At 66.7% G+C, this 22054-nt stretch carries 22 protein-coding genes; 11 read left to right on the plus strand and 11 right to left on the minus strand.

Annotation, left to right across the window (positions count from 1 at the left end):
- Positions 1–19 precede the first annotated feature (19 nt).
- Entirely contained in the window at positions 20–943 is a 924-nt protein-coding gene (locus G572_RS22915) for an N-acetylmuramic acid 6-phosphate etherase (protein ID WP_037546003.1), read from the minus strand.
- A gap of 236 nt (positions 944–1179) precedes the next feature.
- Here G572_RS22915 and murA point away from each other — a divergent pair, with 236 nt between their 5' ends.
- The 5 genes from murA to nagA all read left to right on the plus strand — a co-directional run bounded on the left by murA (position 1180) and on the right by nagA (position 6394).
- Positions 1180–2439, plus strand: a complete 1260-nt coding sequence (gene murA / locus G572_RS0106935) for a UDP-N-acetylglucosamine 1-carboxyvinyltransferase (protein ID WP_029057847.1) — start codon at positions 1180–1182, stop codon at positions 2437–2439.
- On the plus strand, positions 2436–3323 hold the full coding sequence (locus G572_RS0106940) for a glucosamine kinase nucleotide-binding domain-containing protein (RefSeq protein WP_029057848.1): 888 nt from the start codon (positions 2436–2438) through the stop codon (positions 3321–3323). Before murA ends, G572_RS0106940 begins: the two co-directional genes overlap by 4 nt.
- Positions 3324–3415: 92 nt before the next feature.
- The gene (locus G572_RS0106945) at positions 3416–4192 is read left to right on the plus strand and encodes a GntR family transcriptional regulator (protein ID WP_037546006.1); all 777 of its coding nucleotides are present in this window, start codon (positions 3416–3418) and stop codon (positions 4190–4192) included.
- Complete coding sequence (locus tag G572_RS0106950) at positions 4192–5238, plus strand: SIS domain-containing protein (RefSeq protein ID WP_037546009.1); 1047 nt, start codon at positions 4192–4194, stop codon at positions 5236–5238. The genes G572_RS0106945 and G572_RS0106950 overlap by 1 nt, the downstream gene beginning before the upstream one ends.
- A gap of 10 nt (positions 5239–5248) precedes the next feature.
- Complete coding sequence (nagA, locus tag G572_RS0106955) at positions 5249–6394, plus strand: N-acetylglucosamine-6-phosphate deacetylase (RefSeq protein WP_029057851.1); 1146 nt, start codon at positions 5249–5251, stop codon at positions 6392–6394.
- A 14-nt stretch (positions 6395–6408) separates the two neighbouring features.
- Here the strand turns inward: nagA and G572_RS0106960 are convergent, their stop codons facing one another.
- Positions 6409–7404: an ABC transporter ATP-binding protein gene (locus G572_RS0106960; RefSeq protein WP_029057852.1), complete on the minus strand. Its 996-nt coding sequence runs from the start codon at positions 7402–7404 to the stop codon at positions 6409–6411.
- Positions 7401–8345 (minus strand): ABC transporter ATP-binding protein, encoded by a 945-nt coding sequence (locus G572_RS0106965; RefSeq protein WP_029057853.1) that lies wholly within the window; start codon positions 8343–8345, stop codon positions 7401–7403. Before G572_RS0106965 ends, G572_RS0106960 begins: the two co-directional genes overlap by 4 nt.
- 277 nt (positions 8346–8622) lie before the next feature.
- Between G572_RS0106965 and G572_RS0106970 the strand changes: the two genes are divergently transcribed.
- The 5 genes from G572_RS0106970 to G572_RS0106990 all read left to right on the plus strand — a co-directional run bounded on the left by G572_RS0106970 (position 8623) and on the right by G572_RS0106990 (position 13718).
- Positions 8623–10131 (plus strand): ABC transporter substrate-binding protein, encoded by a 1509-nt coding sequence (locus tag G572_RS0106970; protein WP_029057854.1) that lies wholly within the window; start codon positions 8623–8625, stop codon positions 10129–10131.
- Between the two features lie 80 nt (positions 10132–10211).
- Positions 10212–11165 (plus strand): ABC transporter permease, encoded by a 954-nt coding sequence (locus G572_RS0106975; protein ID WP_037546012.1) that lies wholly within the window; start codon positions 10212–10214, stop codon positions 11163–11165.
- Complete coding sequence (locus G572_RS0106980) at positions 11162–12025, plus strand: ABC transporter permease (protein ID WP_029057856.1); 864 nt, start codon at positions 11162–11164, stop codon at positions 12023–12025. The genes G572_RS0106975 and G572_RS0106980 overlap by 4 nt, the downstream gene beginning before the upstream one ends.
- Before the next feature lie 57 nt (positions 12026–12082).
- Positions 12083–12319 carry a hypothetical protein gene (locus G572_RS0106985; RefSeq protein ID WP_029057857.1) on the plus strand — a complete coding sequence of 79 codons (237 nt, stop codon included), beginning with the start codon at positions 12083–12085 and terminating at the stop codon, positions 12317–12319.
- A gap of 34 nt (positions 12320–12353) precedes the next feature.
- Positions 12354–13718 (plus strand): HesA/MoeB/ThiF family protein, encoded by a 1365-nt coding sequence (locus tag G572_RS0106990; protein ID WP_029057858.1) that lies wholly within the window; start codon positions 12354–12356, stop codon positions 13716–13718.
- Between the two features lie 12 nt (positions 13719–13730).
- Here the strand turns inward: G572_RS0106990 and G572_RS0106995 are convergent, their stop codons facing one another.
- Positions 13731–14738, minus strand: a complete 1008-nt coding sequence (locus G572_RS0106995) for an apurinic/apyrimidinic endonuclease family protein (protein ID WP_029057859.1) — start codon at positions 14736–14738, stop codon at positions 13731–13733.
- Between the two features lie 72 nt (positions 14739–14810).
- Positions 14811–16151, minus strand: coding sequence for a CoA transferase (locus G572_RS0107000; RefSeq protein WP_084649928.1), 1341 nt, complete (start codon positions 16149–16151; stop codon positions 14811–14813).
- On the opposite strand from G572_RS0107000, the gene G572_RS0107005 reads away from it, so the two are divergent.
- Positions 16066–16317 (plus strand): MoaD/ThiS family protein, encoded by a 252-nt coding sequence (locus tag G572_RS0107005; protein WP_029057861.1) that lies wholly within the window; start codon positions 16066–16068, stop codon positions 16315–16317. The genes G572_RS0107000 and G572_RS0107005 overlap by 86 nt on opposite strands.
- Here G572_RS0107005 and G572_RS22920 read toward each other — a convergent pair.
- The 6 genes from G572_RS22920 to G572_RS0107035 form a co-directional block, all read right to left on the minus strand.
- Positions 16293–17114: a HesA/MoeB/ThiF family protein gene (locus tag G572_RS22920; protein WP_051241814.1), complete on the minus strand. Its 822-nt coding sequence runs from the start codon at positions 17112–17114 to the stop codon at positions 16293–16295. The two genes, G572_RS0107005 and G572_RS22920, sit on opposite strands and share 25 nt — an antisense overlap.
- Positions 17111–17551, minus strand: coding sequence for a SufE family protein (locus G572_RS22925; protein ID WP_051241817.1), 441 nt, complete (start codon positions 17549–17551; stop codon positions 17111–17113). Before G572_RS22925 ends, G572_RS22920 begins: the two co-directional genes overlap by 4 nt.
- A 65-nt stretch (positions 17552–17616) precedes the next feature.
- The gene (locus tag G572_RS0107020; RefSeq protein WP_029057862.1) at positions 17617–18744 is read right to left on the minus strand and encodes an anhydro-N-acetylmuramic acid kinase; all 1128 of its coding nucleotides are present in this window, start codon (positions 18742–18744) and stop codon (positions 17617–17619) included.
- A 25-nt stretch (positions 18745–18769) separates the two neighbouring features.
- On the minus strand, positions 18770–19750 hold the full coding sequence (locus tag G572_RS0107025; RefSeq protein WP_029057863.1) for a radical SAM/SPASM domain-containing protein: 981 nt from the start codon (positions 19748–19750) through the stop codon (positions 18770–18772).
- A 108-nt stretch (positions 19751–19858) separates the two neighbouring features.
- A complete protein-coding gene (locus tag G572_RS0107030) occupies positions 19859–20890 on the minus strand; it encodes a DegT/DnrJ/EryC1/StrS family aminotransferase (protein WP_051241820.1) in 1032 nt (343 codons plus the stop codon).
- Positions 20887–22050, minus strand: coding sequence for an acyl-CoA dehydrogenase family protein (locus tag G572_RS0107035; RefSeq protein WP_051241823.1), 1164 nt, complete (start codon positions 22048–22050; stop codon positions 20887–20889). The genes G572_RS0107030 and G572_RS0107035 overlap by 4 nt, the downstream gene beginning before the upstream one ends.
- Positions 22051–22054 lie beyond the last annotated feature (4 nt).

Consider the following 22054-nt stretch of genomic DNA (forward strand, 5'->3'; position numbering starts at 1 on the left):
GACGCCGTGACGTCCGGGATCAGGCGGGCGAAGCGCCCTCATGGGCCTTCACCGCCGCGCCAAGGTCGCCGGACGCATCCTTCAGCAACCGCGCCGCGTCTTCCGGGGTCGCGCCCTTCAGGACCAGGATCGCCTGCTTGACGTTCTGGTCGCAGGCCTCGAGCGCCCGGCGCGCGGTCGCTTCGTCGCAACCGGCGATATCGGCGACAATCGCCCGCGCGCGCTTTCGCAGCTTGGCATTGGTCGCGCGCATGTCGACCATATGCCCGCCATAGACGCGCCCGAGCCGCATCATCAGCGCGGTGGAAAAGGTGTTGAGGCAGATCTTCTGGCTCGTGCCGGCGGTGAGGCGGGTCGAGCCGGCAAGCGCCTCCGGCCCGGTTTCCAGAAGGATCGGGCAGTCGACGACCTCAAGCAGGGGCGCACCGGGATTGTTGGCGATGCCGACGGTGGTGGCGCCGGCGGCACGCGCCGTGGCCATCGCCTGCAGCACGAAAGGAGTGGTCCCGCTCGCCGCGAGACCGATCACGACATCGCGCGCACTCACCTGGAGCGCGGCGAGGTCGCGTGCGGCCGCATCGGCGTCGTCCTCCGCCCCTTCCTGCGCCTCGCCCAGGCTTTGAACGCCGCCGGCCAGCAGGACATGCACCCGCTCGCTCGGCCAGTTGAAGGTGGGATGCAGCTCCACCGCATCGAGCAGGGCCACGCGCCCCGACGTTCCCGCGCCGCAGTAGATCAGGCGGCTGTCGGGCGCCCGCAGAACCTCGAGTGCAGCGCGAATCGCGTGCTCGATGTCCGGCAGGGCCTTGCGCGTTGCGGCAAGCGCGCCGGCCTGGCTGTCGATCAGCGCGCCGGCGAGATCGCCAAGCGCCAGTTCCTCGGTGTTGCGGAACGCAGCGCCAAGCGCTTCCGTTTGCGGGCGCTGTGCCCCAGAGGCTTCCATTGATCGTGGACTCCCGAATTCCCGGTCTGCTATACAGACCAGAATACTACCAATCTTCACAGCCGTCTTTCAAGAACCCACGCGAGACAAGTTTGCCTTTCCACCATCCATTGCAACGAAACGCCGAACCGACGCCCTGCAGGGCGGAGCAAACCTTGCCTTGAAGACGCAAAGTGGACGATAATTGGCTTTATTGTCATGAGCCCAGAATCGCCACACAGACGACGGACGTGCCGATGGACAAGCTCGTAATCCAGGGCGGCTATCCCTTTTCGGGCTCGGTTCAGATCGCCGGCGCGAAGAATGCCGCACTGCCGATCCTCGCCGCCACGCTTCTCGGCGGCACGCAAGTGTCGCTCGCCAATGTGCCGCATGTGTCCGACGTGGGTTCCATGCTGGAGCTCTTGCGCGGCCTGGGCGCAAATGTCGGCCCGTTGCGCAACGGCCGGCTCGCCCTTTCCACGCAGGACGTGGCGAGTTCCGAAACCGCCTACGACATCGTGCGGCGGATGCGGGCCTCCTTCCTGGTGCTTGCCCCGCTCGTCGGGCGGTTCGGTCACGCGCGGATCTCGCGACCCGGCGGCTGCGCCATCGGCACGCGCCCGGTCGACTTGCATCTGGAGGCACTGCGATTGCTCGGCGCCGACGTGCGCACCGAAGGCGGCGTCATCGACGTGACCGCACCCGGCGGGCTTGCCGGCGCGCGCATTGTCTTCCCGACGCCCTCGGTCGGTGCGACCCACACCGCGCTCATGGCCGCGGTCTGCGCCAAAGGGGAAAGCGAAATCGTCAATTGCGCGCGCGAACCGGAAATCGCCGACACCGCCGCCTTCCTGACCGCCATGGGCGCGACCATCGAGGGCGCGGGCACCCATCGCATGCTGGTGCAGGGACCGACGGCGTGGAAACCGGCGCACCACACGATCCTGCCCGACCGCATCGAGGCGGCAAGCTATCTCGTCGCAGCCGGCCTGACCGGCGGGCGGCTGGAGGTCATCGGCGGCCGGCTGGAGCATCTGGGCGCGGCCTGCCACCTGCTGGAAGCCGCGGGCCTCTCGATCTTCCCCAGCGATCGGGGGCTGATCGCGGAGCGGCGCGGCGCGCTGCACAGCGTCGACATGGCGACCGAGGCGTTTCCCGGATTCCCGACCGACCTGCAGGCGCAGTTCATGACGCTGATGTGCCTCGCCGACGGGGTCTCGGTGGTTCGTGAGCGGATCTTCGAGCAGCGCTTCATGCATGTGCCGGAGTTGCAGCGCATGGGCGCAGACATCACCCTGTCGGGTGCGGCCGCCACGGTGCGCGGGACCAGTCGCCTGCAGGGTGCGGAGGTAATGGCGACCGACCTTCGGGCCTCCATGTCGCTGGTTCTCGCCGGCCTCGTCGCGGACGGCGAAACGGTGGTGCACCGGGTCTATCACCTGGACCGCGGCTATGAGGATATCGACGGAAAGCTGACGCGCTGCGGCGCCCGTATCGAACGGGTGCGGCAATGACGCCGGACGCGCTCTTCATGGCCGTCGACGGCGGCGGCACCGGCTGCCGCGCCCGGCTGGAGCAGGCCGACGGCACGATCCTGGGACGCGGGCTTGCCGGACCGGCCGCGACCCGCTTCGGCGTCGACGCCTCCTGGGCCGCCATCGAGACCGCCTTTTCCAACGCCTTCGCCGAGGCCGGCATTCCGGATTCCGATGCCCGTCCCATCCAGGCGGGAATCGGCGTCGCCGGCCTGTCGCGCGCCGGCGCGCTGGAGGCGCTTGAGGCAAAGCCGCACCCCTTTGCCTCGGTCTCCCTCGCCAGCGACGGGGTCATCGCCTGTCTTGGCGCGCACAATGGCGGCGACGGCGGCATCGTGATCGTCGGAACCGGGAGCTGCGGGATCGCGCGAACGGGCGGAGCCGACATCAAGATCGGCGGCTACGGTTTTCCGATCTCCGACGAGGGCAGCGGCGCCTATCTCGGCCTGAGGGCGATCCGCCTCGCCATGCTCGCCCATGACGGGCGCGCCGAACCGACGGCGCTGCTCAAGGAAATCCTGACGCACTTCAACCGCGATCCGCGCGATGTCGTGGCCTGGATGGACACGGCGACGGCCACCGACTACGCCACCTTCGCACCGGCCGTGGTGCGCCACGCGGACGAGGGCGACACCGCCGCACGGCGTCTCATGCAGGACGCCGCGGCGAAGATCGACGGCATCTGCCGCGCCCTGCTGGACCGGGGCGCCCCGCGCCTGACGCTCATCGGGGGCCTGGGCAGCGTCATGGAAAGCTGGCTGGCGCCCGACCTTCGCAAGAAACTCAGTCCGCCACTCGGAGACGCGCTGGACGGCGCCGCCATCCTGGCGGGACGAAGACCGCTCGATATCCAGCGCTGCTAGCCGGCCCCGCCCACCCCTCATCCCGCCGCGCCAAACACATCGTCACCGACACCGCGCGGGACATGCCTCCCCGGAAACACGGAAAAAAGAAGATGACCGCAACCGAAAGCCTGTTTCTCGATCAGGAGCCGATAGACACAGCAAATCCGACGCCGCGCTACATCCAGCTTGCCAACCGGCTGCGCGAGATGATCCGCAACGGTTCGCTCAAACCCGGCGAAGCGCTGCCGTCGGAACGCTCCATCGTCGCCGCCACGCGCCTGTCGCGGGTAACCATCCGCAAGGCGCTGGAACTGCTGGTCGGCGAGGGGTTGCTGCACCAGCGCCATGGGTCGGGAACCTACGTCAGCGAGGAGCCGGGACGCATCGAACAGTCGCTGGGCGTCCTGACCGGCTTCAGCGAGGACATGGTGTCGCTCGGTCACGTGCCGTCCGCCCGCTGGCTGCAGCGCAGCTACGCCCTGCCGTCGACCCAGGAGGCGATGACGCTCGGCCTGTCGCCGGGCGAGAAGGTGCTGAGGCTGCACCGGTTGCGGCTCGCCGACGACCTGCCGCTGGCGGTGGAACTCGCCGTGGTTCCGGGGAGCCTGTTGCCCTCGATCGACCGGATCGGCGATTCGCTCTACGAGGCGCTCGCCGGTGCCGGCGCGCTTCCCGAGAAGGCGCTCCAGCGCATGCACGCCTGCCCCTTGCCCGCCTTCGAGGCGGAACTGCTCGGCGGCGAGGAGGGCGAGACCGCGCTCTACATCGAGCGCCTGTCGCGCACCGGAACGGGCCGCACGGTGGAATTCACCCGCTCCTACTACAAGGGCGACCGCTATGACTTCGTCGTCGAACTGACGCTTCCCAGACCGCGAATGGACATGTGATGACAGGCAGCGCCACCACGCAGCTCAGGCAGGAAACCGGAGAGATCCCCGACCGGGTCGCCGCACAGATCGCAGACCGGCGGGACGCCTTCGCGCAGGCCGGCGCCGTCTTGCGACGCCACGACCCGCAAATGCTGGTCACCGTCGCGCGCGGCTCCTCCGACCATGCGGCAACCTATCTCAAGTATCTGTGCGAAATGACGGCGGGGCGTCCCGTCGCCTCCGTCGGTCCGTCGATCGCCTCGGTCTATGCACGGAACCTGCAGCTTACGGGCGCGGCCTGCATCAGCATCTCGCAGTCGGGAAAGAGCCCCGACCTCATCGCGTTTCAGGACATGGCCCGCCGCGCCAGGGCGCTGACGCTCGCCCTTGTGAACACCTCGCCGTCTCCGCTTGCCAATGGTGCGGACACGGCGATTGATATCGGCGCCGGGCCGGAACATGCGGTAGCCGCCTCCAAATCCTATGTCTGCTCGCTGTCGGCAATGGCCGGGCTTGTCGGTGCCTGGACGCAGTCCGAGGCGCTCACAACGGCGCTTGCGCATACGCCGGACAGGTTGCGCGCGGCGCTGTCGTGCGACTGGTCGGCGCTGGTTCCCGCCGCCTCTACGGCACGCTCGCTCTATGTGATTGGCCGCGGCCCGGGTTTCGCCATCGCCCAGGAAGCCGCGCTGAAGTTCAAGGAAACCTGCCAGATCCACGCGGAAAGCTACAGTTCCGCCGAAGTCATGCACGGACCGATCCAGCTGGCGGCCAACGGCCTCGTCGCGCTCGTCTTTCTCAGCCGGGACGAGGCGCGCGCCGGTCTTTTGGAGGCGGCTGCCCGACTGGCCGCATCCGGGGCGCAGGTCTTCGTCGCCGACCCGCTTGGCGAGGAGCAGGGGCAGGCGATCACGCCGCTGCCCTGCGTCGCAGCCGCCGCCCCCCTGCTCGATCCGCTGTGCCAGATCACGTCGTTTTATCGTTTCATCGAACATCTCGCCGGGGCGCTCGGCTTCGACCCGGACGCGCCGCAACTTTTGAACAAGGTGACAGAGACTCTATGACGGGGGCAGCATGACCGGGGCAATCGCGCTTATCGCGCAAAGGATTTTCGACGGGGACCGAATGCACCCCGACAGCGCGTTGCTGATCGAGGAGGGGCGCGTCCGCGCGCTCGTTCCCGTTTCGGAAATCCCCGACGACACGCAGCACGTCGAGACGGGCGCGTCACTGCTGTGTCCGGGCTTCGTCGACTGGCAAGTCAACGGAGGCGGCGGCGTGCTGTTCAACGAAACCCCGACCCGGGAGGGCATTCGCGCGATCGCCGCCGCCCATGCCCGCTTCGGCACGACAACCCTCCTGCCCACCGTGATCACGGATGCGCCCGAGGTCACGGCCGCTGCCGCGCACGCCGTCGCCGAAGCGATCGCGGACGGCGACCCGGCGGTCGTCGGGGTCCATTTCGAGGGACCGCATATCTCCCTGGAGAAATGCGGCGTGCACGACGCACGCTTCATCCGGCCACTGGCGCCCGCGGACCGGGACCTGCTGACCCGCGCCGACCTCGGCACCGTGGTCGCCACGCTCGCGCCGGAAAACGCGTCACTCGACGACATCCGCACCCTTTCCAGGGCGGGCGTGCATGTCAGCCTCGGGCACAGCAACGCCGATTTCGCGACGGCAAACGCTGCTTTCGGCGCCGGCGCCCGGTCGGTCACGCATCTCTTCAATGCCATGAGCGGGCTGAATCATCGCGATCCCGGTCTGGCCGGCGCCGCGCTTTCAAGCGCGCATGTCTACTGCGGGCTCATTCCGGACGGCTACCATGTGCATCCGGTGATGCTCGACCTTGCCCTGCGCGCGGCCGGCCCCCGGCGGATCACGCTCGTCACGGATGCGATGTCCTTGGTCGGCCACCCGGACGACCGGTTCGAGCTGAACGGACGCACTGTGGAACGCAGGGACGGACGGCTGACGATTGCCGACGGGACGCTCGCGGGGTCCGACCTCGACATGATATCCGGCGTGCAGATCATGGCCGCCGCCTGCAACGCGCCGCTGGAAAACGTGCTGCGCATGGCCTCGCGCTCCCCCGCGCAGATGCTTGGCCTGCACGATCGCGGGCACTTGCGTCCCGGCGCGCGCGCCGACGTTCTGGGCCTCGATGCGCAGCTCGCTCTTGTGTCGGTGTGGATCGGCGGGGAACGTCAGGCCCGCTGACGCCCCCGAACAATTTACGATCCGGAGGCGCCCGTGTCGGAAAGATCCTCTCCGGCATAGTGGCAGGCGCAAAGCCGCGCGTCGCCCGTCTCTCCCGGGGCGGGATCAAGCTCAGGCGCCTCGTGGCGACACCTGTCGCGCATCGCGTAACAGCGCGGGTGAAACAGGCACCCATCGGGCCGGAAGGCGAGATTGGGCACATCGCCCTTGAGCACGATCCGCCGGGACGAACCGGAGGCGGCGGCGCTGCCGGGAAGTTTCGGGATCGCCGACATCAGCGCCCGGGTGTAGGGATGGAGCGGCGCGCGGAAGAGATCTTCGGCCGGGGCCGTTTCGACGAATTTTCCGAAATACATCACCGCAATGCGGTCGCTGACATGACGCACCACCGACAGGTCGTGACTGATGAAGATCATCGACAGGCCGAGCTCGCGGCGCAATTCCGCGAAGAGATTGATGATCTGCGACTGGATCGACACGTCGAGCGCGGAGACCGCCTCGTCGGCAACGAGAATACGCGGCGACAGGGCGAGCGCGCGGGCGATGGCGATACGCTGCCGCTGGCCGCCGGAGAATTCATGCGGCAGGCGTGCGGCCGCCGTCTGCGGCAGGCCGACAAGATCGAGCAGCTCGCGAACGCGCGCCGCGCGATCCGGACGGCCGTGCACGACCAACGGCTCGCCGACGATCGTCGCCACGCTGTGGCGCGGGTTGAGCGAGCCGAAGGGATCCTGGAACACCATCTGGATCTCGGCGCGCGCGGCCTTGAGCGTCTTGCCCTTGAGGCCGGCGAGATCCGTGCCGCGAAAGCGGATTTCGCCGGACGTCGGACGCGCAAGGCGCATGATGGTGCGCCCGAGCGTGCTCTTGCCGCAGCCCGATTCCCCGACAACGCCAAGCACCTCGCCCTCGGCAAGGTCGAAGCTGATGCCGTCGAGCGCAAGCACCTTGCGGGCACCGCCGGCGGGGTAATGCTTGACCAGGTCGACAACGGACAGCAACGGGGTCATGAGGCCGGGTTCCAGCACATGGCGAAATGTTCTTTCGTGCCGTCGCGCGGCGGCCTTTGACCGGCGCATTGCGGCAGCGCCTCGTGACAACGCTCGGCAAAGGCACAGCCGGGCGGTCGCGCACCGGGTTGCGGCACGGTGCCGGAAATGGCCGGAAGCATCGCGCCCGGCGCGTTGGCGGCTGGAATCGTGCGCAGCAGCGCCTCAGTATAGCGGTGACGCGGGGTGCGGAACACATCCGCCACCGGCCCCTGCTCGACAATACGTCCGGCATACATCACCGCCACCGTGTCGCAGGTCTCCGCAACGACGCCGAGATCGTGAGTCACCAGGATGCAGGCCATGCCGAAGCGCGCGCGCATCTCGCCGATCAGGTCGAGGATCTGTGCCTGGATCGTCACGTCGAGTGCGGTCGTCGGTTCGTCCGCAATCAGCAGCGCCGGTTCGCAGGCGAGCGCCATGGCGATCATCACCCTTTGCCGTTGCCCGCCCGAGAGCTGATGCGGATACCTGCGCCGCTGCTCCGGCCCGTTCGGCAGGCCGACCAGCGCCAGCAGCCGGTCGACCTCGCTCGCCTGTCGCGCGCCGTGCAGGTCGCGGTGAAGCGCAAGGCCCTCGCCGATCTGGTCGGCAAGCGTCATCACGGGATTGAGCGAGGTCATCGGTTCCTGGAAGATCATCGAAATGTCGTTGCCGCGCACCGTATTCATCTCGTCGTCGTCAAGGCTGGCGATATCGCGGCCGTTGAAGAGGATCCGCCCCTGCGTCACGCGCACGGCCTGGCGCGGCAAAAGCCCCAGAACCGACAGCGCGGTGATCGTCTTGCCGCAACCCGATTCCCCGACAAGGCCCAGCATCTCGCCTGCATCGACCGCAAGGTCGATGCCGTCGACCAGCACGCCGGAGCCGGCCTCCAGACACAGATCCTCGATCCTCAGCACGCACGCGCTCCCCGGGACCGGAGGTCCGGCGACCCCGCCTGCGCCACAGCCAGAACAGGCGAAAAAAGACCCTGCAACCAGAGTATCACGCCTCGCGATTTTGTCTGATAGGATCGGGATCGCATGTGTGCCGCCACGCCGGACTCGTCCTTTACTGGTACCGTTGAAACCGCGACCATCTTGTAAATGGTATTTAGGTGGACTAGCATAACAGCCTAAGCTCGACACCGGCAAGGCGGGCACGTCAGAATTGTTTCCAAAGGGGAGTTTGGGGTTCATGGACAGTCTGCGCAAATCCTTCATTGCATCCAGCGCCGCGCTCGCGTTCGGCCTTTCCGTTGCCGCCCAAGCGGCGCCGCTCGAGGTGGCGGTCGACAGCTCCCCTTCGGGTCTCGATCCGCATATCGTCACCGCCTTCTCCTCGTTCCAGATCATCGACGGAACGATCTACGAGGGACTGACCGCGCTCGACGCGGATCTGAACATCGTTCCCGGCCTTGCCAGCGCCTGGGAGATTTCCGAAGACAAGACCACCTATACCTTCACCCTGCGCGAGGGCGTGACGTTCCACAGCGGCGGCAAGATGACCTCCGCCGACGTGGCCGCCAGCCTCAAGCGCGTGCTGGACGAAGCAACCGGCTCGCCGCTCGCCAGCCGGCTCGCGGCGGTCGACAGCATCGAAACGCCGGACGAGAACACCGTCGTGGTCAAGCTGAAGGCCCCCTCCGCGCCGCTGCTGTCGTCGCTGACGACAATTGCCGTCGTCCCGGCGAAGTACGCCGGCGACACGGACACGCTGCAACGGGCGCCCGACGGAACCGGTGCGTTCAAGTTCGTCGAGTGGCAGCCGAATGTCGCCATTCGCCTGGAGGCGAACGACGGCTACTGGCAGGACGGCCTTCCCAAGCTCGAGGGCGTCAATTTCAACATCGTGCCGGAAGCCGCGACCCGGCAGGTCGGCCTGACCAGCGGGCAGTACCACATGCTGCCCAACACCGACGCGGTGACGGCCCTGCAGATGCGGGCACAGCCGAACATCAAGCTGCAGGACACGCTGGAGCTTGCCTATTCGCTTGCCGGGCTGAATGTCACACGACCGCCGCTCGACAATCCGAAGGTGCGCGAGGCCCTGAACTACGCAATCGACCGCAACGATCTGGTACAGGCGGCGCTTTTCGGCGCGGGCGTGCCGGGCGGTCCGCTGTCGCCGGCGCTCAAGGGGTTCGCGACGCCGACCGACGAGCTTGCCTGTTTCACCCCCGATCCGGAAAAAGCCAAGGCGCTCATTGCCGAAGCCGGCGTGACCACCCCGATCGAACTTGAACTTCTGGTCCTGCCGCGCGACGACACCAAGGCGATGGCCCAGGTTATCCAGCAGCAGCTGGCCGCGATCGGCGTCAAGCTGACACTGGACATTCCCGAGATCGGCCAGTTCGTTCAGGACTGGCGCAACTCGGAGTTCGACATGTTCGTGTCCCTGAATTCGGGAACGATCGAGCCGGACGACTATTTCTACCGGACGTTCCGCACCGGCGGCTCGACCAATGTGTTCAAATACGCCAACGCGGAACTCGACGCGCTGCTGGATGCGGGACGCGAGGAAACCGACGTCGACGGCCGCCGCGAGATCTATGCCAAGGTGCAGGAAACGCTCGCCTGCGACGGGCCGGTGCTGTTCCTCGCCTACGGCCAGCTCTTCACCGCAATGCGCGAAGCCGTCGACGGCTTCACGATCTACCCCAACCGCTCGCTTGGATCGCTGAAGTCCGTCACGCTCGACAACTGAACGCGAAACACCCCATGCCCCGACCCCACGCCCGTATCCGGTGAGGGGCCGGGGTTGCGGGCCGAACGGATTGGCCGACCATGTTTTTCCTGAAACGGCTTCGCGGACGCCTCATCGATCTCGCCTTTGTCATCGCCGGCGTTTCGGTGCTGGTCTTCGGCTTCATCCGGATGATCCCGGGCGACGCGGTGGCGATCATGCTGGGCGCGAACGCGGAGGTGACGCCGGAACGCATCGCCGCGGTGCGCAGCCGTCTCGGTCTCGACCTGCCGGTTCACGAGCAGTACTTCACCTGGCTGTCCGACGTGCTGCGCGGCGACTTCGGCGTCTCGATCTGGACCGGCAAGCCGGTGATCGACGAAATCGCCGCCCACGTCTGGCCAACGCTGCAACTCACGCTGCTGGCGCTTGCCACCGCCGTGATCCTGGCCATTCCGCTCGGCATCCTGATGGCCCGGCTGCGCGGACGCCGCGGCGAGGCTCTGGTGCAGGCCGGCTCCGTGATCGGTCTCACCGTTCCGCCCTTCTGGCTCGGCATCATCATGATCCTCGTGCTGTCGGCGCTGGCGCCGAACGTGCAGATGCTCGGCTATGTTCCCTTCTCCCAGGACCCGCTCGGCAATCTGGCGCGAATGATCCTGCCCGCCTTCGCGCTCAGCCTGCCGATCATGGCCAATCTCGCCCGGCTGCTGCGCTCCACGCTGCTGGAGGCGATGCAGCAGGACTACATCCGCACCGCACGGGCCAAGGGCGTGCCGGCGCGCCGGGTGCTTTACCGCCATGCCCTGCGCAACGCGCTCATCCCCTTCATCACCAGCGTCGGGATCATGGCCGGCTACCTGCTCGGCGGCGCCATCGTGATCGAGCAGGTCTTCGCCATCCCCGGCCTCGGCCGGCTGATCCTCGGCGCCATCGCGGAACGCAACTATCCGCTGATCCAGGCGACCATCCTGCTGGTGACCTGCAGCTTCGTCTTCGTCAATTTCGCCGTCGACATCGTCTACGCCCTCATCGACCCGAGGATTTCGGAATGAGCGCCCCCGCCGCCGACACCACTGCCAAAGCAGTGCGAAAACGCCGTCGCCCCGCGCTTTCGCTCTACTGCGTGGCGTTGACGATGATCGTGGTGCTCGTGCTTGCCGCGCTCGCCGCACCGCTGATCGCGCCTTACGACCCGCTCGCCCAGGACATCCTGCAACGCCTGAAGGGGCCGTCCGGCGCACATTGGCTCGGCACTGACCAGCTGGGCCGCGATGTTCTCTCGCGCATTATCTACGGATTGCGCTCCTCGCTTGCGATCTCGGTCAGCGCCGTCTTTGTCGCCTTTCTCGGCGGCAGCATGCTCGGTCTCGTCGCCGCCTATTACCGGGGCTGGGCGGAGCGCATCATCATGCGGCTGATGGATGTGCTCTTCGCCTTTCCGGTGATGCTGCTCGCCATCGGCGTCATCGCGATGATGGGGCCTGGCGCCGTGCCGACGGCAACCGCAATCGCCATCGTCTACACGCCGATCTTCGCCCGGCTGCTGCGCGGACCGGCCCTCGTCGTCGCGGAGAGCGACTACGTGCTGAGCGCGCGCTCCATCGGCGCATCGGACCTGCGCATCATCCTGCACCATATCCTGCCGAACCTGGTCAGCGTCATTCTGGTGCAGTTCAGCCTGCTGCTGTCCTCGGCGATCCTGGTGGAGGCCTCGCTGTCGTTCCTGGGCCTTGGCACCCAGCCGCCGACGCCCTCGCTCGGCATGATGCTGTCGGAGGGCCGCAACTTCCTGTTCCTTGCCCCCTGGGCTGCGATCTTTTCCGGCGTGGCGATCCTGATCGTCGCCTTCGCGCTGAACCTCTTCGGCGATGCGCTGCGCGACGACCTCGACCCGAGGCTGCGCCAGTCCTGACCCAAAGCCACCGCCCCGCCAGTCTCAGACGGAGCGGTCAAAGAGGGAGAGCCCGCGATGGACGACAGACTGGAAATCACCATCAACCGCCGCCGCTTCGACCGCGACGCCGGCGTCGCGCCGACCATGTCGGCCGACGACCTGGCAACACTGGCCGGCATTCCGGCGGAAAACGCCATCGTCGAGCGGGAAACCGGGCCGCGCACCTATGAGGCGCTGGCGCGGGACGCCTCGCTTCCCATGCGCTCGGGCATGCATTTCCTCGTGACCCGCAAGTTCGTGATGGGCGGCTAGCCCCGCGCTTGCCGCAGCCGCACAGGAGGCCCGGATGGACGCGCGCGACGAAATCGCAAAGACCCTGCTGAGACTTGGCAAAACCGAATTCGACATGCTGCGCGCCGACGCGTTGCCCGGCTCGCCTGCGCAAGACTGGACCGCAACGCTTGCCGTGACGCACACGCCAGACTCCACCGTGTGGACCGTGCGCCCGTTCCATCTCGCCCTGCCGGCGGGGGCGAGCGGCGTTTGGGCCCAAATCAGGGCGCTGGCGATTGACGGGGAAACGGCCTTTCACGCCGCCCTCGACGAGTGGGCCGATGCTCCGGTGCCGGACGAAGCCGGCGAAGGGCCTGAAGTGCGCCTCCTCATCGGCATCGCGCCGCAGGGGCCGCCGGAGATCGCCGCGCGCTGGCGCAGGGCCGACGGCTGGTGCGAGATCGACCGCATGTTCCTCGAGGGCCAGCCCGGCTCGCGCCTTTGGAGCGACGGCACACCGCCGGCGGCGGACCCGCTGCCGCCCGAGCGGGTCGCGCGCTTCACCAGTTCCTTCGGCGTCGAGGCCTATCAGCGCCTGAGGCGCGCGACCGCCGTCGTGATCGGGGCCGGGGGCACCGGCTCCGTGGCAATCCCAATGCTTGCGCGCGCGGGCGTCGGCAAGATCGTCATCGTCGATTCCGATGTGATCAGCCCGTCGAACCTGGAGCGCACCCATGCCAGTTTTCCAGAACACATCGAGACGCCGACGCTGAAGGCGACGCTCGCGCGCGACCATGTGCGCAGCATCGATCCGGACATCGAGGTGATCGCCTTCGACGGACGCCTGCCGCAACGCGCCATCGTGGAGGAAGTCGCGCAGGCGGATGTGCTGCTGGGGTGCACCGACCAGCACACCAGCCGGCTCGTGCTCAGCGACATGGCGCGGCGCTATCTGGTGCCGGCCATCGATTGCGGCGGGTTGATCGAAGGAGCGAACGGACTGGTCACCGGGCAGATCATCCAGCTCGTGCTGTTTCGCCCCCACGACCCCTGCCCGCGTTGCCGCGGCATGGTGGACGATGTGCGCATGCGCCAGGAGCTGATGTCGCCTGAGGAACGCCAGGCGCTGATCGATGCCGCCGGCGATCAGGCGCCGCCACCGGAAGCGCATGAAGTCCCGCAGATCGACACGGTCGGCTATATCACCACCACCAGCGGCACTCTGGCGGCGGGCTACGCCATCGGCTGGCTGACCGGGCGGTTCGACCCGCCATTCGAGCGCATGCAGATGAACCTCATCGCCGACTGTCTGGACGTGACCGACCGGCCGCAGCCGGTGGACGAGGCCTGCACCTGTCAGGACGAACGCGGGCTCGGCGACGCGGGCGCGCTTCCCTTCGACATTCCTTCGCATTGGGGAGCGGCGAAGCGCCTGTGAGCCTGCGCTCCGTCAGCCGGCCTCAAAGAATGCCCGCAGATACGCAAGCGAGCGCGCCTGCGCCCGGTTGGCGCGATGGCTCTCCCCGGCGCCGGGCTCCACTTCCAGCACAAGACCGGTCGTCGCGTCGCGCCCCAGCGCGTCGGGAAACATCTCGAAGGGCAGATTGCCGGTGCCGACCTCAAGGCCTTCCGTGATCAACGCATCGAGCGGAATTTCGGGCGGGCAATTGGCGGGATCGGGATAAAAGACGCTGTCGCTGACATGAAGCCACGGCATGTCGCCATCGACGAAATCGAACGGATGCAGCCGTTCGGCCCGCTCCAGATCCTCCTCAAGCACGGCGCAAAAGCGCGGATCGTCTTTCGTGGCCGCGGCATGCGCGCGGCGCCAGTTGAACAGATTGGCCGACAGCGTCGCATGGGCTGTGTCGACGAAGGGAGCGACATTGGCCAGCCCCTCGCGGGCAACGAAGGCGCGGAACTCCGCGATCTCCCAGGGGAAGAAGTGATCCAGCGGGCCGGCGAGATAGGACGTTCCGTCGCGCGGCAGCAACGAATAATGGCCGACGTTTTCCACCAAGAGCAGGATGTCGGGCGCAAGGCGCGCCAGACGCGCGATTTCCGCGTTGAACCCCGCAGTTGCCTCCTGCCGGTTCGTGCGCTGCGGCGCGCCCCCGTAGACAAGGCCCCAATAGCGATGAATCACGACCCGGCCGGCGCCAGCCTCTTCGGCGAAGCGCAGGGCCTCCTCGACCTGGTCGGCATCGAAAACCCGCTCCGTCACCCTGGCAACCTTTTGCAAGGGAACATGCACGGTGAGATCGAGCGGCCCGTGGGTCTGACGCAGCCCGTCGAGATTTTCCAGACACACGCGCCTCGTCGCTGCATCCTCCAGATCGCGCGGGCCGAATGTGTGCAATTCGAGCGCGACCGGCAGTCCGGCGGCCGTCAGCGCATTGGCCCGGTCGGCAAGCTGTGCCGCATCCATCACGGCGGCTTTCAGCGCGTATTGCGGCATGGGGGCGGGTCTCCGGCACTGGGCGTCTTCGACAGGTAGACGCTCATCAGTCTAGCCTGCGCGGCGATCGGACTACAGGCATCCCGTCGCGTCGATTGCCTCGTATTCGGCGTCGTCCACGCCAAGCCAGTCGCGCAGGACCTCGCGCGTATGAGCGCCCAACGCCGGCGGACCGCGATGCACGCCCGGCGGCGTCGCCGACATCTTGATCGCGGAAGCCGGCACGGGAACGGTGCCGCCAGCGGGATGCGGCACATCGACAATCTGTCCGCGATGGGCGAGATGCGGATTTTCCACGACATCGGCGATGCTTGCCACCGGCTCGCAAGGAACGCCGACCGCATGCAGCGCGGTCAGGATTTCCTCCGCGTCATGCTCCAGCCCCCAGGCATCGATGATCCCCTCCAGGGCTTCCGCATTCGCGTTTCGGACAAAGAAGGTGACAAACCGTTCGTCCTTTGCCAGCTCGGGCATGCCCATCGCCTCGCAGAAGCGGACGAAGTGATGATCGTTGCCGGCAACGACGTAGACCCATTTGTCATCCCGGCTCTTGAAGCAATGCGACGGCGAGAGATAGCGGTCGCGGTTGCCAAGACGCGACGGCTCGACGCCGAGGAGCTTCGATTCCCCGACGGCCGTTGTCAGCATCGACAAGGCGCTGTCCATCAGCGTGGCCTCGACGACCTGGCCCTTGCCGGTTTCCTGACGCGCCTGCAGGGCCGCGAGCGCCGCGATGCTGGCATAGAGCGCGGTGGAATAATCGCTGACGAAGACACCCGCCATCGTCGGCGGACCATCCGCCTGACCGGTCAGCGTCATGATCCCGCTGTGCGCCTGGGCCGCGCCGTCGAAACAGGGATGAGAGGCCATCGGCCCGTCCTGACCGAAGCCGGAAACACGCACCAGGATGAGACCGGGGTTTTCCGCCGACAGGACATCATAGCCGCAGCCCATCTTTTCCAGCGTCCCGGGTCGGAAATTCTCGACAAGGATATCCGCTTCCGCCGCAAGCCGGCGCAGCAGCGCCTGGCCATCGGGATTGCGGAAATCAAGCGTGAGACTGCGCTTGTTCCGGTTTGCCCCCATGAAGAACAGCGTTTCGCCATCCACCATCTCGCCGATCCGTCGCCCTTCCTCGCCGCCGTCGGCACGTTCAATCTTGACCACGTCCGCGCCAAGATCCCCCAAGACCTGCCCGCAGAAAGGCCCCGCTATAAATCTTGAAAGATCAAGTACTCTTATATTTTTTAGAGATTTATTTTGCATATCCCTGTTTTCTTTCATCGGCCACTCAAGTACAATTCCTCTCAATTCAGGAGGATTTGCAATGAAGGTTAAATTCCATACTTGGCTCAAGACCAAGACCGGTTGCGCCGAGGAGGAGGTCGATCCGCCTGCGCATGTGCGCACCATCGCGGATCTCACCGCGTTCCTTGGCGAGCGCCACGCGGAGGCGGCCCCGCTCTTCGCGATGCCGCAGGCGCTGCGCTATGTGATCGACCGACGTTATGTCGATGCGGACCATGAGCTGTCCCCCTCGCAGGTCGTCGAAATCTATCCGCCGGTGACCGGCGGCTGAGCCATTGCGCGCTCGCCCTGCGCGGTTGCCGATCCGCCGCAGCAGGGGCAGTCCGCGCGGCGGGCAAGCGGAATCTCGCTGAACCCGGCGGACAAGCCGTCGTACATGACGATCCGCCCGGACAGGCCCTCTCCAATGCCGAGGATCTCCTTCACGACCTCCATCGCCTGCAGGCCACCGATGACCGTCAACACGGGGCCAGCCACCCCCACCATCGAACAGGACGGGGTCATCTCGGGCGGAAGCGGCGTCGGATAGAGGCAGCGAAAGCACGGGTTTTCTCCGCCGCGAAAGGCAGCAAAGGTGGTGACCGTGCCTTCCGTCATCTGCGCGGCACCGCTGACCAGCGTCCGGCCCAGCGCGTGGCAGGTCGCGTGCAGAAGGTCGCGCGTGGCGAAATTGTCGGTGCAATCGGCGACAATGTCATAACCCGAGATGAGGTCCGCCGCATTTGCAACGGTGACGGGAACCATATGCTCCACCACCTCGACATGCGGATTGCCGCGCCGCAATCGCGTCGCGGCGCTCGTCGTTTTCGGCGTGTCGAGATCTTCCATCGTGTGAATGACCTGACGGTGCAGGTTTGAGACCTCGACGAAATCGCCGTCGGCAATCCCGATCACACCGACACCGGCGGCCCCCAGATATTGCAGGACGGGCGCGCCGAGACCTCCGGCGCCGACGACGAGCACGCGCGCGGCCTTGAGACGGAGCTGGCCCGCCTCGCCCCATTCGGGCAGCACCATCTGGCGCTGGTAGTAGGCGTGTTCCCCGGCAGTCAGCACGTGTTCGCTCATGACAGCCCCGCCCGTTCAGCGGCCAGCCCCGCGCCGAAGCCGTGGATGTGTTTCAAGAGCCGGTAAAAGCCGTTGGCGCGGCTTGGCGCCAGCAACTCGATCATCCCGGCCTCGCGCAAGCGGTCCGGCGGGGTCGCGGCGACCTCCTCCACGGTGCGCCCGTCGTAGAGGCCGACCGCGATCGACAGCAAGCCGCGCATGATGCGGGCGTCGGAGTCGGCGGCAACGCGCACCAGCTGCGCATCGGGGTCGACCCTCAGATCCAGCCACACCCGCGACTGGCAACCATGGAAACGATTTTCCTCCGTCTTGAGAGACGGATCCATTTCCGGCAGCTCCGACGCCATTTCCAAAAGCGCCACCACCGGCCCGCCCGAACCCGCATCCGGGCCGAGCCGGCCTCCGAGACCTTCCATGTAACTCTGGATCGAGGTCATCCCTGAGGCTCCGTTGGATCGCGGCGCGGCTTCCCCCCCCCGGGCCGCCGCCTTCGAGACCGTGATCAGGCCGCCTTGCGCGCCCGCGCCAAAACACCGCCGCCAAGCGGCTCCTTCACGCCCGTGGTGAGCGGGAAGCTGAGCGGCAGGCCGCGCTTGGAGCGCATCGCCAGGAAGGCGAAACACTCCGCCTCCACCGCATCGCCGCGAAAACCGACGCTTTCGGCCGGCACGACCTCCGCGCCGGTGCGTTTCGCGATCTCGCGCATCATCACCGGGTTCTTGCGTCCGCCGCCGCACACCACGATCCGGCGCGGGCGGGTCGGCAGGAGGTCGAGCGCCTTGCCGACCGATCCGGCCGTGAAGGCGGTGAGAAGCGCCGCGCCATCTGCAAGGCTTTCGCCCTTCGCCATGGAGGCGGAGAAATCGAACCTGTCGAGCGACTTGGGATAGGGCGCGGCGAGAAAGGGGTGCTCCAGCAGCTTGCGCAGGCGGTCCTCGTCGACGGTGCCGCTTGCGGCAATCGCGCCGCCTTCATCCATGTCGCCGCCATTGTGCTCGTAAATCCAGTCGTTGACGGGCGCATTGGCCGGCCCCGTGTCGAAGGCAACCATGTGATCGCCGTCGCACCAGGTCAGATTGGCCACGCCGCCGAGATTGAGCACCGCCGTGTCGCCGCCGGCGTTGATTTTTCTCAGTGCTGCCTTGTGGTAGATCGCCGACAGCGGCGCGCCGTGTCCACCGGCCTTCATGTCGGCGGAGCGGAAATCATAGACGACATCCGTGCCGACGATGTCCGCCATCATGGCACCGTCGCCCAACTGCCGCGTGTAGCCGCGCCGCCCGCCCTCAGGCGCCCGGTGCAGCACGGTCTGTCCGTGAAAGCCGACGGCCGAAATGTCGGCAGCCGAATAGCCGTGCCTCTCGAGGAAGGCATTCACCGCAAGCGACTGCGCCTCGGTGAGCGCGGCCTCCGCCTCCCGGAAAATCGCGGGCTCCGGGCCGTCGAACTGCCACTTGAGCGCCGCCTCGAAGGTGCGGCCGAGCAGGTCGCGGATATCGACCGGATAGGGCGCGAGCTCCCACGGCCCGAAGGCATCGATCGTCTCGCCGTCGGTCTTGATCATGGCGATGTCGATGTAACCGTCGAGAACGGTTCCGGTCATCAGGCCGATTGCCCATGCAGGCTTCATGTCGTCTGGCTCCTTCTGCGCCGCCTCAGGCCGCGGCGGCGCGTTTGTCCTGGATGTGTTGCGGGAAAATGCGGCCCGCCGGCTTCCGGCAGTCCTTGCAATGGCTGACGGCACCGCGCCCGTGGTCGGCGAGACGGCAGCGGAAGGCGAGCGCGCCGGCCAGCACCCGGTCGACGCCGTCGCGCAACAGGTTGCCGACGATCCCGGCCTGACCATGACTGATCACGCAGATGGAAACGTCGCCGTTCGGCGCAACGCAAAAGACATGCCCGGCCCAGAAGCACGGAAGCTGCGGAACGGGGAGATGCGGCAAGACCTCCTCAGACAGCATCCGGTCGAGCGTGCCGTCGCTTTCCAGGTTCTCGATCTTGTCGATGGCCTGTTCCGCGCCGCCGGGCAAGAGCGGCTTGACCTTCTCGTATTGGTCGACGCGTTCCAGCAACTTGAGAAAGCGCGGATCATAGTCCTCAATCGGTTCGTCCAGATCGATCTGATAGACGCCGACGCGCAGGCCCGGCCGGTCCTTCGCACGGTCGAGAAGCACCTCCAGCCCGCGCAGCGATTTCTCGAAGTTGCCCTCGCCCCGGTTGAGGTCGTGGGACAGGCGGTTTCCGCCGTCGAGCGAGACGAAGATCTTGTGGTCGAAATCGACGGAGACGATCTCCTCCACCCGTTTCTCGGTCAGCATGGTGCCGTTGGTGTGCCACTGGAGCGGCACATCCGGCATGACGTCGCCGACGGTTGCGAGCAGCTCGGCAAAGCGCGGGTTCATCAAGGGTTCGCCACGCCAGTTCAGATGAATGGTCTGGACATCGACCGAACCGCTGTCGCGCAGGTCGCTCAGCATGCGCCGGAGATCCTCCGGCGTCATGTCGTCCTTGCCGTGGCTGAGCTTGGTGTAACACAGCCGGCAGGCAAGATTGCAGCGGGTGGTGGGGTCGAGCCAGAGCCAGACGGGCGATCCGTCGATGGCTGAACTCTCGGTGCGCGGAGTGTGAGCAGTCATGCGAGCTCCCTGGTCACCTGCTGCCAGGATGCCCCTGGCCGAGCGCATTCAGTTGATCATACAATTTTCCGTATGACAATACCTTTATAGTACCATTACAAGTCCAGATTAAGACATTGCGCGCGGATAATGGATCGGCACGCACCAGTGGTTTTCCGCAACCCAGTCGGTGTTCGCAAGGTCGACCGAGTGCTTGAAAATCCGGTGGCAGGGCAATTCGTAGACCTTGCCGGCGCCGCCCTCGACCGGATCGAAGACGATGTATTTGTAAAAGCCGCTCTCCATCCCTTCGGGCAGACGCACCCGGTTGGGATAGGCCGGGTCGAGAACGTCGCGCGCATAGGCCTGCTTCCAGGCGACGATATCGGCAAGCCGCCGCGTCTGAATGACGCCCATCGCCGCGGTGAACTCGTCGATGCGGTGGTTCATGCCCTCGATGCGGTAGCCGGATCCCCGGCCATAATCGCGGTACGAGCAGGCGTGACGGGCAAGATCCGGGTTCGCGGTGACCAGCATGCCGCCTTCGCCCGTGGAGATCGTCTTGGTGGGGTAGAAGGAATAAATCCCGGCGTCGCCGAAACTCCCGGCCGCGCGACCGTTCCAGTTGGCGCCATGGGCATGGGCGCAATCCTCGATCAGCCAGATGCCCTTTTCCCGGCAATAGGCGGCGATCCTCTCGATGTCGAAGGCGATATGTCCGCCGACATGCACGATCCAGGCCGCCTTCGGCCGATGCCGTTCGGCCGTTGCCACGAAATCGTCGAAAGACCCGCAAAGGTCCTCGCGGTTGCAGTCGTAAAAGACAATTGAGGCTCCGGACGTCTGCGCGGAACGCGGGGTCGCCAAAAAGGTGTTGGAGGGCGACAGCACCTTTTCGCCCGCGACGCCGACGAAATCGAGTGCCGCCAATGCCCCGCCGGCCCAGTTGTTGAAGGCAACGGCCTCCAGACCCGTTTGCGCGGTCCAGGCTGCCTCGAAGGCGCGCGTGTGATCGCCGTCGCTCCAGCGGTTGGAGCGCAGGATATCGCGCCAGACGGCCAGAAGCGCCTCCTCGTCGCGCGCATCGAAGGCAACGGAAAACGGCAGGTGCGCGGGGCGTTCCGCGGCAGTGTCGAAAGCTTGTGCAACCGGCTTGCTCATAACAGCATATCCTCTCCCGCCCGCCCGAAAAGCGCGGCGCCATCGTTGCGGGCGTGAAGTTCGTATTGGTTGGCCGCATGCTGGCGCGCTGCAAGCATGTCATTGAAAAACCGAAGCAAAGGCGAGCCGCGATAGAGCGCGGACGCCCCGGCCGCCCGCAGCAGGCCGGCGGCGTGATCGAAACAGCGGTCCGCGACACGGGTGGCGTTCAGCCGGAAGACGCGCCTTCGCGCAAGCGGCACCTCCTCGACGCGCTCCGCCGCCGCGGTCATCTCGGCAAGATCCCCCTCCAGCACCTGCCACATCGCCGCGAGATCCGCGTCGACCCTGGCGCAAAGGTCCTGAACATGAGGGTCCTCGGCAATGCGCTGCGCCATCATCGACGTGCGCTCGCCGTTTGCCGCGAGGAACGCGGTGAGCATGCCGCGCAAGCCACCGAGCGATGCGGTCGAGATCGCCCGAAACAGAAGTTGCGGCAAAGGCAGGCGGTAAAGCGGCCCGCCGTTGATCGCCGTGCCCGGTGTGCGTGCGTGAAAGCGATCCTCATGCGCAAGAAAGCGATGCGCGGGGACGCAAGCCTGCGCGACGGTGACTGCGTGACTACCGGTGCCGCGCAAGCCGGCGACATCCCAGTCCGATACGATCCCGACATCGGCGCGCGGCACGACGCAGGCACCCGCCTGCGGCACGCCATCCACCTCCCGCAAGGCGCCGAGGACCAGCCAGTCGGCATGGTCGACCCCGCTGGAGAAGCGCCAGCGTCCGGACAGCCTGTACCCGCCGCCCGCTGCCGCCTCCAGGCGGCCGCCGGGCATGTTGCTCGACGACAGGATCGCATCGGGAGAGGCGCCCCACACATCCGCCTGCGCCTGCGGATCGAAGAGCGCCAGATGAAACGAAACCACCCCCATGTTGGCCAGCACCCAGCCGGCCGACATGTCCGCCTCCGCCAGAAGGCCCTGCAAACGGAAGAGGGTGACCGCCGGACGCTCGAGACCGCCGAACCCATGCGGCTGCAGCACCCGAAAGAACCCGTTTTCGCGAAAGGTCGCCACCGTTTCCGCGCTCAGGCAACAGGCTTCGTCCCCCGCCTCCGCCCGCATGCGCAGAACACCCTGCAACGCCCGTCCGGCCGCCAGGACATCGTCTGCGGACGACAAAGAT

Origin of the sequence: Stappia stellulata DSM 5886 (assembly GCF_000423705.1) — a bacterium.
In the GTDB taxonomy this organism is placed as follows: domain Bacteria; phylum Pseudomonadota; class Alphaproteobacteria; order Rhizobiales; family Stappiaceae; genus Stappia; species Stappia stellulata.

Excerpts from the sequence above, each read along its gene's own strand:
- G572_RS22915 (WP_037546003.1), bottom strand. The coding sequence starts at position 943 with ATGGAAGCCTCTGGGGCACAGCGCCCGCAAACGGAAGCGCTTGGCGCT.
- murA (WP_029057847.1), top strand. The coding sequence starts at position 1,180 with ATGGACAAGCTCGTAATCCAGGGCGGCTATCCCTTTTCGGGCTCGGTT.
- G572_RS0106940 (WP_029057848.1), top strand. The coding sequence starts at position 2,436 with ATGACGCCGGACGCGCTCTTCATGGCCGTCGACGGCGGCGGCACCGGC.
- G572_RS0106945 (WP_037546006.1), top strand. The coding sequence starts at position 3,416 with ATGACCGCAACCGAAAGCCTGTTTCTCGATCAGGAGCCGATAGACACA.
- G572_RS0106950 (WP_037546009.1), top strand. The coding sequence starts at position 4,192 with ATGACAGGCAGCGCCACCACGCAGCTCAGGCAGGAAACCGGAGAGATC.
- nagA (WP_029057851.1), top strand. The coding sequence starts at position 5,249 with ATGACCGGGGCAATCGCGCTTATCGCGCAAAGGATTTTCGACGGGGAC.
- G572_RS0106960 (WP_029057852.1), bottom strand. The coding sequence starts at position 7,404 with ATGACCCCGTTGCTGTCCGTTGTCGACCTGGTCAAGCATTACCCCGCC.
- G572_RS0106970 (WP_029057854.1), top strand. The coding sequence starts at position 8,623 with ATGGACAGTCTGCGCAAATCCTTCATTGCATCCAGCGCCGCGCTCGCG.
- G572_RS0106975 (WP_037546012.1), top strand. The coding sequence starts at position 10,212 with ATGTTTTTCCTGAAACGGCTTCGCGGACGCCTCATCGATCTCGCCTTT.
- G572_RS0106980 (WP_029057856.1), top strand. The coding sequence starts at position 11,162 with ATGAGCGCCCCCGCCGCCGACACCACTGCCAAAGCAGTGCGAAAACGC.
- G572_RS0106985 (WP_029057857.1), top strand. The coding sequence starts at position 12,083 with ATGGACGACAGACTGGAAATCACCATCAACCGCCGCCGCTTCGACCGC.
- G572_RS0106990 (WP_029057858.1), top strand. The coding sequence starts at position 12,354 with ATGGACGCGCGCGACGAAATCGCAAAGACCCTGCTGAGACTTGGCAAA.
- G572_RS0106995 (WP_029057859.1), bottom strand. The coding sequence starts at position 14,738 with ATGCCGCAATACGCGCTGAAAGCCGCCGTGATGGATGCGGCACAGCTT.
- G572_RS0107005 (WP_029057861.1), top strand. The coding sequence starts at position 16,066 with ATGAAGGTTAAATTCCATACTTGGCTCAAGACCAAGACCGGTTGCGCC.
- G572_RS0107000 (WP_084649928.1), bottom strand. The coding sequence starts at position 16,151 with ATGGTGCGCACATGCGCAGGCGGATCGACCTCCTCCTCGGCGCAACCG.
- G572_RS22920 (WP_051241814.1), bottom strand. The coding sequence starts at position 17,114 with ATGAGCGAACACGTGCTGACTGCCGGGGAACACGCCTACTACCAGCGC.
- G572_RS22925 (WP_051241817.1), bottom strand. The coding sequence starts at position 17,551 with ATGACCTCGATCCAGAGTTACATGGAAGGTCTCGGAGGCCGGCTCGGC.
- G572_RS0107020 (WP_029057862.1), bottom strand. The coding sequence starts at position 18,744 with ATGAAGCCTGCATGGGCAATCGGCCTGATGACCGGAACCGTTCTCGAC.
- G572_RS0107025 (WP_029057863.1), bottom strand. The coding sequence starts at position 19,750 with ATGACTGCTCACACTCCGCGCACCGAGAGTTCAGCCATCGACGGATCG.
- G572_RS0107030 (WP_051241820.1), bottom strand. The coding sequence starts at position 20,890 with ATGAGCAAGCCGGTTGCACAAGCTTTCGACACTGCCGCGGAACGCCCC.